We start from the raw sequence: 11575 nt of genomic DNA, 5'->3' as shown, positions 1-11575 counted from the left end.
GCGACAGGCCTTCCGCCACATCGGCGTCGAGGCCGGACCCGCCTCGACTGATGGGAGGGGAAACGTGTCGTTCTTTCGGCGGATCTCCGACGCCTCGGCAGTCTCTAGGCTCGGTGTGTGATCCCTACCGCCCTGCGCTCGCTGTGGGACGAGCCCCGCGCCGCCGACCCGCCCGAACACCCGTGGCGCGACCGGGTGCTGGTCGGTGTGGTGATAGTGGCGGCGCTGCTCGAAGGAACCCTGCGCGAGGACGTCACCTGGCGGCTGGTCGTGACGATCGTGACGGTCGGACTCGCGCCGGTGCTGCTGTGGCGGCGTACCCACCCGTTGGTCTGCGTCGTGGTGGGCTTCGGCACCGGCATGGCGTTGGGACTGGCGAGCCGGCTGGCCGGGATCCAGGGTGTGGGCCTGCACACGATGAGCTTCATCCTGGTGCTCGTCTACGCGCTGGTCCGCTGGGGTTCAGGGCGTCAGATCGTGATCGGGCTGGCGGTGGTGGCCGTCGCTACGGTATTCAGCATTGCGACCGACTACACCGGGCCGTCCGAGCTCTTCGGCGGGCTCGCCGTCCTGGCGGCGGTGGTGGCGGGAGGAGCGGCGTTGCGCTACCGCGCCGAGAGTTGGCGCCGGGCGCTCGACCAGGTCCGCAGCCAGGAGCGCGTCGGCCTCGCGCGCGAGCTGCACGACTCGGTCGCCCACCACGTCTCGGCGATCACCGTGCAGGCGCAGGCCGGCCGGGCGATGGCCGGGCAGCGACCTGAAGCGGCGCTCGAGGCGCTTTCGGTCATCGAAGGGGAAGCGTCGCGGGCACTGGCGGAGATGCGGGCGATGGTCCGGGTGCTGCGCGACGGAGCACCGGCGGAGTACGCTCCCCAACCCGGCGTCGCCGACCTGGTGTCCCTCGCCCGCCGCGACCCGGACCCCGTCGTCGACGTCGAATTGGCAGGTGATCTGGCCGGACTTCGGCCCCCGGTCGACGCAGCCGTGTACCGGATAGCGCAGGAGGCGCTGACCAACGCGCTGCGGCACGCCCGAAACGCCTCACGTGTCGAGATCCGGGTCGCCGAGGGCGCGGGAAGGCTGCGGATCCGCGTGACCGACGACGGCCGGATCGACCCGGCGCGGCCTGCGACCCACGGCTTCGGGCTGCTGGGGATGACCGAGCGCGCACGGCTGCTCGGCGGCACGCTGCGCGCCGGGCCGACGCCCGAGGGCGGGTGGACGGTCGACGCCGAGCTGCCGACGGAGATACCCCGATGACGGTGCGCGTGCTGGTGGCCGACGACCAAGACCTGGTGCGCACCGGCCTGTCGATGATCCTTGACGCCCAGCCCGACATCGAGGTCGTCGGCCGAGCCGCCGACGGCAAGGCCGCCGTCGAGCTGGCGCGTCAGCTCCGCCCCGACGTGTGCCTGGTCGACATTCGGATGCCAGGGCTGGACGGCATCGAGGTGACCGAACTCCTCGCAGGGCGCGACGTCCCTGACCCGATCGCGGTGGTGGTGATCACGACATTCGACCTGGACGAGTACGTCCACGGCGCGCTTCGGGCCGGCGCCCGAGGATTCCTCCTCAAGGATGCCGGGCCCGAGCTGCTGGTGCAGGCCGTCCATGCCGCCGCCGTCGGCGATGCCCTGATCGCGCCGAACATCACCCGAAGGCTGCTGGCGACCCTCGCCGCGGGGGCCTCACCGAAACGCCGTACCCAACCGATCGAGCCACTCACCCCGCGCGAGGAGCAGGTGCTGAAACTGGTCGCTATCGGCCGCACGAACGCCGAGATCGCCGCCGAGCTGTTCATCAGCGTGACGACCGCCAAGACCCACGTCGCGAGCCTGCTGACCAAGATCGGCGCCCGGAACAGGGTCGAGATCGCTATGTGGGCCTACGACACCGGCCGGGTGGGGCACTGAACCCGATGTTCTTGCGTGATCAGGGGTTACTCCTACAGCAGGTCGCTGACGTCGTCGGGGACGTCTACCGCGTATTTGCGCAGGATGTCCACCGAGATGACCTCCAGCGCGTTCTCGTGGGTCGCGGCCAGCACCACGGGAGCGGCTACGCCGTCCTCGTGGGCGTGCAACCAGCGGACCGCCACCACGCACCAGCGATCGCCCGGTTGCAGGCCGGGGAAATTGTTCTCTGGACGGGGGGTGCTGAGGTCGTTGCCGATGGAGGCCTGATGCTCCAGGAATTCCGCCGTCACGACGGTGCACACGGTGTGGCTGCCGAGATCCTCCGGACCGGTGCTGCAGCAGCCGTCCCGGTAGAAGCCCGTGAGAGGATCGGTGCCGCACTCTTCCAGCGGCCCCCCAAGCACGTTTCGATCGGTCACTCCGCCGATCCTATGGGGCAAGCGCCAGAAGTTCCGCAGGACAACGAATCTGTAGTGTTTCCGCCACACCGCGACGCGCCCGGATACGGCTCGCCGACCTGCCCCGCAGACGCCGCCGACGTGCGGTAACTGCCCGCACGAATAGACTCGCCGGGTGAGTTCGCAAGCGTGGATCCTGATCGCCGCGATCGCCGCCGTCCTGTTGGTGGCGCTCGTCGCGGGTTTCGTCCTGTACAAGCGACGCCAGATTTCGCTGGCCCCGCCCGAGCCGGACAAGGAGTTGACGGACCGCTCCGGTGGTTACACCGCGTCCGGTGGGTTCAACTTCAGCCAGGGCGGCTCGACGGCCACCTTGCCCAAGCCCGAGCCCGTCCCGGAGCGCACCGACACCGACGGCCAACCGCACGTCGGCGACGACGCGGCGGTCCCGCGTGACGCCCCGCGCCGCGGCATCACCGATGTTCCGCTGCCAGAGGGTGATGTCGTCGTCGACGAGACGGTGGTCGTACCCGACGACGCGTCCACCCTCGACACGGTCGCACCGGCCGAGCCCGACACCGAGATCGCGCCCACCACCACCGCGCCCGCTGACACAGCGCCCGCCGAGGCCGAGCCCACCGCGGCGCCGATCCCGGCCGACGCCACCACCACCGCGATCGAAGAGATCGACCCCACCACCGGCCGCCTCGTCCGCCTGCGCGGCCGCCTGGCGCGTTCCCAGAACGCGGTCGGCAAGAGTCTGCTCGGCCTGCTCGGCGGCGGCGACCTCGACGAGGATTCGTGGGAGGAGATCGAAGACACCCTGGTGCTGGCCGATATCGGTACCGCGAGCACCGCGAAGATCGTCGAACGCCTGCGCGAGGAGATGGCCTCGCGCAGCGTGCGCACTCCCGAGCAGGCCCGCGGCGCGCTGCGCGACGTGCTCATCGAGGCGCTGCGCCCCGAGCTCGACCGTTCCATCCACGCCCTCCCACACGGCGACAAGCCCGCGATCCTGCTCGTCGTCGGCGTCAACGGCACCGGAAAGACCACCACCACCGGCAAACTCGCCCGCGTGCTCGTCGCCGACGGCCGCCGCGTGCTGCTCGGCGCCGCCGACACCTTCCGCGCCGCCGCCGCCGATCAGCTGCAGACCTGGGGCGAACGGGTGGGCGCCGAGACCGTGCGCGGTAAAGAGGCCGCCGACCCGGCCGCCGTCGCCTTCGACGCGGTCACCGCGGGCATCGACGGCGGTGTCGACGCGGTCCTCATCGACACCGCGGGCCGTCTGCACACCAAGACCGGCCTGATGGACGAGCTGGGCAAGGTCAAGCGGGTCGTGGAGAAGAAGGGTGAGGTCGACGAGGTGCTGCTGGTCCTCGACGCGACCGTCGGCCAGAACGGCCTGATGCAGGCGCGGGTGTTCGCCGACGTCGTCGACATCACCGGCGTGGTGCTCACCAAGCTCGACGGCACCGCCAAGGGCGGCATCGTGTTCCAGGTGCAGCACGAACTCGGCGTGCCGGTGAAACTCGTCGGCCTCGGCGAGGGCGCCGACGATCTGGCCCCGTTCGAGCCGGGTGCGTTCGTCGACGCCCTGCTCGGGGGCGCCGCGTAGCGATTCCCATCGATGCCCGCCCGATCCAGCGATCGGGCGGGCATCGCTGTTTTCCGGGGCTGACATCACAGTTTCCCTGAAACGGCGCCGCGGCGAATCGCCGCGCGAACTCGCGGCGAATCCCACCTCCGTACCAACCTCACCGTGAGCTGACAGGCTCATGCCAACCACACGAAACGTGGATGCAACACAACAGCGCTATCCGTTCACTCAGGCGAAACACCACAGCTCAACGGATGAAACACCGAGTGGCGACCCTTCTGTACAGGTCCTTTTGCCGTCATCGGCGAGGCCCGAGATGAGGAGGAAGACAAGGTGGCATTTCCACTGATCGGTACACCGGATACCGGTGATACCGCTTGGATGCTGGCGTCGGCAGCGCTCGTGCTGTTGATGACGCCGGGTTTGGCGTTTTTCTACGGCGGCATGGTCCGTGGCAAGAACGTGCTGAACATGATCATGATGAGCGTCTCCGCGATGGGCCTGGTCACCATTCTGTGGTGTCTGTACGGCTTCTCGATGACGTTCGGCGAGGACAAGGGCAACCTGATCGGTGATCCTCTCCAGTACTTCGGTCTGAAGAGCATCTTCGGTGGCACCGCCGCGGATTCGGCGGGCATCCCGCTGTTCACGGCGACCCCGGAGGACCCGACGGCCCCGATCACCGCGGGTATCCCGCTGACGGTCTTCGTCGCCTTCCAGCTCATGTTCGCGATCATCACGGTCGCACTCATCTCGGGCGCGGTCGCCGACCGCCTGAAGTTCGGCTCGTGGCTCGTATTTGCCGGAATCTGGGCCACGGTCGTCTACTTCCCCGTCGCGCACTGGGTCTTCGCCTTCGACGGTTACACCGCTGAGGCCGGTGGCTGGATCGCCAACAACCTCAAGGCGATCGACTTCGCCGGTGGTACCGCGGTCCACATCAACGCCGGCGCCGCCGGTCTGGTCCTTTGCCTCATCCTCGGCAAGCGCAAGGGCTGGCCGAAGACGCCGTTCCGTCCGCACAACCTGCCGTTCGTGATGCTCGGCGCCGGTCTGCTGTGGTTCGGCTGGTACGGCTTCAACGCCGGTTCGGCGCTGGGCGCCAACGGCATCGCCGGTGCCACCTTCCTCACCACCACGATCGCCACCGCCGCCGCGATGATGGCCTGGCTGCTCGTGGAGAAGATCCGCGACGGTCACCCGACCTCGCTCGGCGCTGCCTCGGGCATCGTCGCCGGTCTGGTCGCCATCACCCCGGCTTGTTCCTCGGTGAACGTGGTCGGCGCCCTGGCCATCGGTGTGGTCGCCGGTGCGCTGTGCGCCCTGGCCGTCGGCCTGAAGTTCCGCTTCGGCTTCGACGATTCGCTCGACGTGGTGGGCGTGCACCTGGTCGGTGGTCTGGTCGGCACCGTGATGGTCGGTCTGGTCGCTGCGAGCGAAGCTCCGGCGGGCGTCACCGGCTTGTTCTACGGTGGTGGGATCGAGCAGTTGAAGCTGCAGGCTGTCGGTGCCTTCGTCGTCCTGGCCTACTCGCTGGTCGCCACGGCCGTCATCGCGTACGCGATCAAGTTCACGATCGGCCTGCGCGCCAGCGAAGAGTCCGAGTCGGCGGGCCTGGACGAGGCCGAGCACGCGGAAACCGCATACGATTTCGCTGCTGTGGGTGGCACGGCACGCTCGCTCGTCAAGGAGGCATGACGAACATGAAACTGGTTACGGCAATCGTCAAACCGTTCACGCTCGAAGATGTGAAGACCGGGCTGGAACAGGCAGGCGTGCTCGGCATGACCGTCAGCGAGGTCCAGGGATACGGCCGGCAGAAGGGCCACACCGAGGTCTACCGCGGTGCCGAGTACTCGGTGGATTTCGTTCCCAAGGTCCGGGTCGAGGTCGTCGTCGACGATGCGTCGGTCGAGAAGGTCGTCGAGGTGATCGTCGAAGCCTCGCGGACCGGCAAGATCGGTGACGGCAAGGTGTGGGTGACCCCGGTGGACACCATCATCCGTGTCCGTACCGGCGAACGCGGAAGCGACGCACTGTAATTCGGTAGGGAACGCACGACAATCGATCGAGTGGCGGCCCCGCTCCCACCGGTGAGAATCTCAACCGGTCGGGGCGGGGCCGCCCGCATGAAATGGTGGTGTGGGCTGTGGCACAGCGGAACGGCGGTACTCAGAACAACGGAGCGGCGGATCTGGTCAAGGCCAGGGCGCAACTGCTCGACGGAGCGGGCACCCGCAATCCACGGCTCGATCCGGAATCGCTGCGCGAAGCCTTGGTCGACCTGTTCGAACTGTGGCTCACCGGCAAGGGCAACGAACTCGGCATCACCGCCGACAGCGGCCTCGCGGTCGTGGCGGTCGGCGGACTCGGCCGCCGCGAGATGCTGCCGTACTCCGATCTCGACCTCGTGCTGCTGCACGACGACGTCGACCCCAAAGTGGTCTCCGAGGTCGCCGATCAACTCTGGTATCCCCTCTGGGACGCCCACATCAAGCTCGACCACAGCGTGCGCACCGTGCCGCAGGCGCTGCGGGTGGCCGCCGACGACATGATCGCCGCGCTCGGCCTGCTCGAAGCCCGCCACATCGTCGGCGACGAAGATCTCAGCAATCTGCTCATCGGCGGCGTGCGCCGGGAATGGCGCACCGGAATCCGGTCCCGCTTCGACGATCTCATCGCCCAGACCGGCGCACGCTGGCAGCGCAGCGGCGAGATCGCTCACCGCGCCGAACCCGATCTCAAGAACGGTCGCGGCGGGCTGCGCGATATCCAGCTGCTCGACGCGCTCTCGATCGCCCAGCTGACCGACGCCATGCCGGGATTGGGCCCCGAGGTCCCCGGCGGCGGCCTGAAACAGGCCCACCGCAGACTCCTCGACGTGCGCACCGAACTGCACCGGGTCGCGGGCCGGGCCCGTGATCAACTGCGCGCCCAGGACGCCGACGAGATCGGCGCCGCGCTGCGCATCGGTGACCGCTTCGATCTCGCCCGGACATTGACCGATTCGGCGCGTACGGTGAGCTATTCGTGCGACGTCGGTCTGCGCACGGCCGCCAACGCGCTACCGCGGCGCGGCCTGGCCAGACTGCGCCGGATGCCGGTGCGCCGACCACTCGATGAGGGGGTGGTCGAGCACTCCGGCGAGGTCGTGCTGGCCAGAGACGCACGCCCGCAACGCGATCCGGGGCTGATCCTGCGGGTGGCGGCGGCGTCGGCGCAGACCGGGTTGCCGATGTCGGCGACCACGCTCAACCGCCTGTCCGAGGACGCGCCCGAACTGCGCGAACCGTGGCCCAAGGACGCGCTCAACGATCTGCTCGTGCTGCTCGGCGCGGGCCGCGGCAGCATCGACGCGGTCGAGGCGCTCGATCGAACGGGCTTGTGGGGCAGGCTCTTTCCCGAATGGGGCGCGGTCCGCGATCTGCCGCCGCGCGACGCACTGCACACCTGGACCGTCGATCGGCACCTGATGGAGACGGTCGCCTTCGCCAGTGGCCTGAGTACCAGGGTCGCCCGGCCCGACCTGCTCGCCCTCGGCGCGCTGCTGCACGACATCGGCAAGGGCCGAACGGGCGACCACAGCGTCGTCGGCGCCGAACTGGCCACCCACATCGGCCGCAGGCTCGGCCTGTGGCCCTCGGATGTGCGCACCCTCAGCGCGATCGTGCGCCACCACCTGCTGCTGCCCGACACCGCTACCCGGCGTGACCTCGACGACCCGGCGACCGTGCAGCACGTCGCCGACGCGCTCGGCGGTGACGTTGGCCTGCTCGAACTGCTGCACGCGCTGGCCGAGGCCGACTCGATGGCCACCGGCCCGGGGGTCTGGGGCGACTGGAAGGCCTCGCTGATCGGCGAACTGGTGCGCCGCTGCCGGCTCGTCATGGCGGGCGAGCCACTGCCGCAACCGGAACCGATCGACCCGGAGCTCTTGGACAAGGCCGCGGCGGGCGGTGTGCACGTCACCCTCGCGCCCGGCGACGGCAAACACACCTTCGTGGTGACCGTGATCGCCCCCGACGAGCCCGGCCTGCTCTCCGACGCCGCCGGTGTCCTTGCGCTGCACGCGCTGCGCGTGCTCTCGGCCTCGCTGGGTAGTGCGGGGGATGCGGCGATCAACACCTTCGTGGTGATGCCGAAATTCGGTGACCCGCCGGACGCGGGTCTGCTGCGTCAGGAACTCATCCGAGCCACTACCGGCGCGCTCAACCTGCCCGAAGTGCTGGCCAAACGCGAAGCCGAGGCAGCCGGGACGGGGCCCGGCCGGTACGCGCGTGCCGCGCCGCGACTGATCTGGTCATCTGTCAGCACACCCGGACAGGTGATCCTGGAGCTGCGCGCCGACGATCGGGTCGGTTTGCTGAGCAGGCTGGCCGGTGCCTTCGCCGCGACGGGAGCGAATGTCCGGTGGGCCAAGGTGGTCACGATGGGCTCGGCCGTGGTCGACGCCTTCTGCCTCGATCTGGGCGACGCCGACAGCCCCGCACTGCGCGACCGCATCGAAAAGGCCGTCCTCGACGTCGTTCCCAGGCCTGCGCCCGCCCCGCCGCCTGCCGAAACCGACGAAACCGCTTGACATCGTAAGGACACGGTTTACTCACTGATTGCTATCAGGTTGCTACACAGCGCGCTCGCGGCCCGATAAGTCGAGATAGGACCTATAGCATTTCCCTGGTCTGGCTGTCACTCGTACGAGGGGAGCTGTTCCGTGGCTATCGAAGTCGTTTCCGCGTCAATGATGACCAGCGACGCGACCGCGCACATCGCGCGCTGCGTCGGTGGTGACCTGTGGGTGGTTTCGTGGTTACCGGGTCGCACCCTCAGTGGTGCGCAGGCGTTAGCCGCGATGACCATCGCCTCGACCGCCGCCCGCCACGCCGACAGCGCCGATTCCGAATGGCTCCGGATCGAGGCGCTCTCGCGGGAACTCGGCCTTACCGGCAGAGAAGCGGTGTACCTGGTGAACATCGAATCCCACGAGTTACGCCGCACCGCGCCACCGCACGTGCAACATACCGAATAACCTCCATTACCCTGGGAGGGCAATAGACGTCCGACTTCGGTCAGACGATCTGAGACCCTTTCAGATCAGGAGCGCGATCGGTGTTCGAATCCCTGTCCGACCGGCTTACCGGTGCACTGCAGGATCTGCGCGGTAAGGGGCGTCTGTCACCGGCCGACATCGACGCCACCGCGCGCGAGATCCGCCTCGCACTCCTCGAGGCCGACGTCGCGCTGCCCGTGGTGCGCGGCTTCATCGCCAACGTCAAAGAACGCGCCAAGGGCGCGGAGGTCTCCGGCGCGCTCAATCCCGCGCAGCAGGTCGTCAAGATCGTCAACGAGGAACTCGTCGCGATCCTCGGTGGCGAGACCCGTCGCCTCAACCTCGCCAAGAACCCGCCGACGGTCATCATGCTGGCCGGTCTGCAGGGTGCGGGTAAGACCACCCTCGCGGGCAAGCTGGCCAAATGGCTCAAGGGCCAGGGACACCAGCCGTTGCTGGTGGCCTGTGACCTGCAGCGTCCCGGCGCGGTCACCCAGCTGCAGGTCGTCGGTGAGCGCGCGGGCGTGCCCGTGTTCGCCCCGCACGGCGGCACCTCCATCGGCGGTGGCGAGAACCCGCTCGGGATCACCGCGGCCGACCCGGTCGCCGTCGCCGCGGCCGGTATCGAAGAGGCCAAGGCCAAGCAGTACGACGTGGTCATCGTCGATACCGCCGGTCGCCTCGGTATCGACGCCGAACTGATGCGCCAGGCCGCGGGCATCCGCGATGCCGTGCAGCCGGACGAGACGCTGTTCGTGCTCGACGCGATGATCGGTCAGGACGCGGTCAGCACCGCGGAGGCCTTCCGCGACGGTGTCGGGTTCACCGGCGTCGTGCTCACCAAGCTCGACGGTGACGCCCGCGGTGGTGCGGCGCTGTCGGTGCGCAATGTCACCGGCGCGCCGATCATGTTCGCCTCCACCGGTGAGAAGCTCGAGGACTTCGACGTCTTCCATCCCGACCGGATGGCCTCGCGCATCCTCGGCATGGGCGATGTGCTCACCCTCATCGAGCAGGCCGAACAGGTCTACGACGCCCAGCAGGCCGAGGAGACCGCGCGCAAGATCGGCAGCGGCGAACTCACCCTCGAGGACTTCCTCGACCAGATGCTGGCCATCCGCAAGATGGGCCCGATCGGCAACCTGCTCGGGATGCTGCCCGGCGCGGGTCAGATGAAGGACGCCCTGGCCGCGGTCGACGACAAGCAACTCGACCGGGTGCAGGCGATCATCCGGGGCATGACGCGCGCCGAGCGGGACAACCCGAAGATCATCAACGCCTCGCGGCGCTTGCGCATCGCCAATGGTTCCGGAGTCCAGGTTTCCGAGGTCAACCAGCTCGTCGACCGCTTCTTCGAAGCCAAGAAGATGATGGCGATGATGGGTCGGCAGATGGGGATGCCCGGCGCACGTCGCAGCAGCACCAAAAAGGGCGGTAAGAAGGGCAAGAAGGGTGGGCGTGGGCCTACCCCGCCGAAGGTCCGTGGTGGGTTCCCCGGGATGCCCGCCGGAATGCCGGGGTTGCCGCCGGGCATGGACCTGTCGAACATGCCGCCCGGTCTCGATCAGCTGCCGCCCGGCCTGGACGGAATCGACCTGTCGCAGCTGAAGTTCCCCAAGAACTGAGTTTTCGGCGCGCTGGCGCGCGCGTGTCCGCGGCCCCGAGGGGCCGCCGGTCAGACACCGTTGCTTGCTCCTTCGTCGCGTACGCAACGGCGTCTAACCGGCGACCCGGCCGCGGACCGGCCACTTCGTGGCCGCCGCTCCCTAGGGGTCGCGGGTGCGGGTCGGTGTGTCAGATCACGCCGGGGATCAACGCCTTGCGGGTCGCCGGGTAGTCGGCGAACTTCTCGCGGTACCACCGGTGGGTAGCGAAGGCGCGCGGCACCAGGTTCCCCGCGGTGATCAGGAAGATCACGACACCGGCCAGCGACCAGGTGAGCAGGGCGAATCCGGCCCAGGCGATCAGCTCGCCGAGATAGGCCGGGCTGCTGACGAACCGGAAGCCCGCGCCGTGCGGGACGCGGTACTCGGCGGCGCCGGGGTTGTTCTTGTCCCGCAGATTGCGCACGATCGCCTCGGATCGCACCAGCAGGCCGAAGCCACACAGGTACACCACCAGTCCGATCAGGAAGCGCGGATCGGTGAGCCAGTCGGTGCCGTACTGGTTCTTGTAGTCGTTGCTGAAGAACGCGCCGTTGAGATAGCCGTGCAGGGCCGTCACGAACACGCCCGCCGCGACCACCGAGACGTTGAAACTGCTCTTCTTGCCCGGCACCTGCCGGATGGAGAGCGGGAAGAACCAGCCGCGGTTGCTGTAGTGCAGCAGCCAGATGGCGGCCAATATCAGCGGCACCGGTTCGAAGCGATCGGGGCCGCTGAGATAGAACACCGCGAACACGACGGTCGCGGGCAGCTCCATCAGCCACCAGCCCAGCTTGGGGTTGAGATTGAAGCCGACCTTGTTCGACGCGAAGCGGCCGTAGGGGCTCTGGGCGAACAGTCCGCCGACGATCACGAACGCGGCGAAGGCGAAGGCGATGGTCAGCACTGTGTCGTAGGTGGTGTTCCCGGTGTACCAGTCCATCGAGATCCTCTTGTCCAACAGGCGCCGG

The 11575-nt window shown here is 68.5% G+C and carries 10 protein-coding genes; 8 read left to right on the top strand and 2 right to left on the bottom strand.

The window, feature by feature from the left end; all coding sequences use genetic code 11:
- Window positions 1-117: 117 nt before the first annotated feature.
- Both ACFWPK_RS00785 and ACFWPK_RS00780 read left to right on the top strand, forming a co-directional pair.
- Window positions 118-1260, top strand: coding sequence for a sensor histidine kinase (locus ACFWPK_RS00785; protein ID WP_378912423.1), 1143 nt, complete (start codon window positions 118-120; stop codon window positions 1258-1260).
- A complete protein-coding gene (locus ACFWPK_RS00780; protein WP_378912422.1) occupies window positions 1257-1913 on the top strand; it encodes a response regulator in 657 nt (218 codons plus the stop codon). The genes ACFWPK_RS00785 and ACFWPK_RS00780 overlap by 4 nt, the downstream gene beginning before the upstream one ends.
- A gap of 32 nt (window positions 1914-1945) precedes the next feature.
- On the opposite strand, the gene ACFWPK_RS00775 is transcribed toward ACFWPK_RS00780, so the two are convergent.
- Complete coding sequence (locus ACFWPK_RS00775; protein ID WP_120041702.1) at window positions 1946-2335, bottom strand: DUF2237 family protein; 390 nt, start codon at window positions 2333-2335, stop codon at window positions 1946-1948.
- Window positions 2336-2489: 154 nt separating this feature from the next.
- On the opposite strand from ACFWPK_RS00775, the gene ftsY reads away from it, so the two are divergent.
- The 6 genes from ftsY (at window position 2490) to ffh (ending at window position 10586) form a co-directional block, all read left to right on the top strand.
- Entirely contained in the window at window positions 2490-3932 is a 1443-nt protein-coding gene (ftsY, locus tag ACFWPK_RS00770) for a signal recognition particle-docking protein FtsY (RefSeq protein WP_378912421.1), read from the top strand.
- 315 nt (window positions 3933-4247) lie between these two features.
- Window positions 4248-5612, top strand: a complete 1365-nt coding sequence (locus ACFWPK_RS00765) for an ammonium transporter (RefSeq protein ID WP_378912420.1) — start codon at window positions 4248-4250, stop codon at window positions 5610-5612.
- 5 nt (window positions 5613-5617) lie between these two features.
- Entirely contained in the window at window positions 5618-5956 is a 339-nt protein-coding gene (locus ACFWPK_RS00760; protein ID WP_110036141.1) for a P-II family nitrogen regulator, read from the top strand.
- A gap of 92 nt (window positions 5957-6048) precedes the next feature.
- Window positions 6049-8493, top strand: coding sequence for a [protein-PII] uridylyltransferase (locus tag ACFWPK_RS00755; protein WP_378912419.1), 2445 nt, complete (start codon window positions 6049-6051; stop codon window positions 8491-8493).
- A 132-nt stretch (window positions 8494-8625) separates the two neighbouring features.
- A complete protein-coding gene (locus ACFWPK_RS00750; protein WP_378912418.1) occupies window positions 8626-8940 on the top strand; it encodes a hypothetical protein in 315 nt (104 codons plus the stop codon).
- 80 nt (window positions 8941-9020) lie between these two features.
- Complete coding sequence (gene ffh, locus ACFWPK_RS00745; protein WP_378912417.1) at window positions 9021-10586, top strand: signal recognition particle protein; 1566 nt, start codon at window positions 9021-9023, stop codon at window positions 10584-10586.
- Window positions 10587-10755: 169 nt separating this feature from the next.
- Here ffh and ACFWPK_RS00740 read toward each other — a convergent pair whose 3' ends face one another.
- A complete protein-coding gene (locus tag ACFWPK_RS00740) occupies window positions 10756-11547 on the bottom strand; it encodes a 3-oxo-5-alpha-steroid 4-dehydrogenase (RefSeq protein WP_378912416.1) in 792 nt (263 codons plus the stop codon).
- Window positions 11548-11575 lie beyond the last annotated feature (28 nt).

This window comes from Nocardia sp. NPDC058519 (genome assembly GCF_042719755.1).
In the GTDB taxonomy this organism is placed as follows: domain Bacteria; phylum Actinomycetota; class Actinomycetes; order Mycobacteriales; family Mycobacteriaceae; genus Nocardia.
The sequence above is the reverse complement of the archived record's forward strand: the minus strand, read 5'-3'. Positions and strand labels throughout refer to the sequence as shown.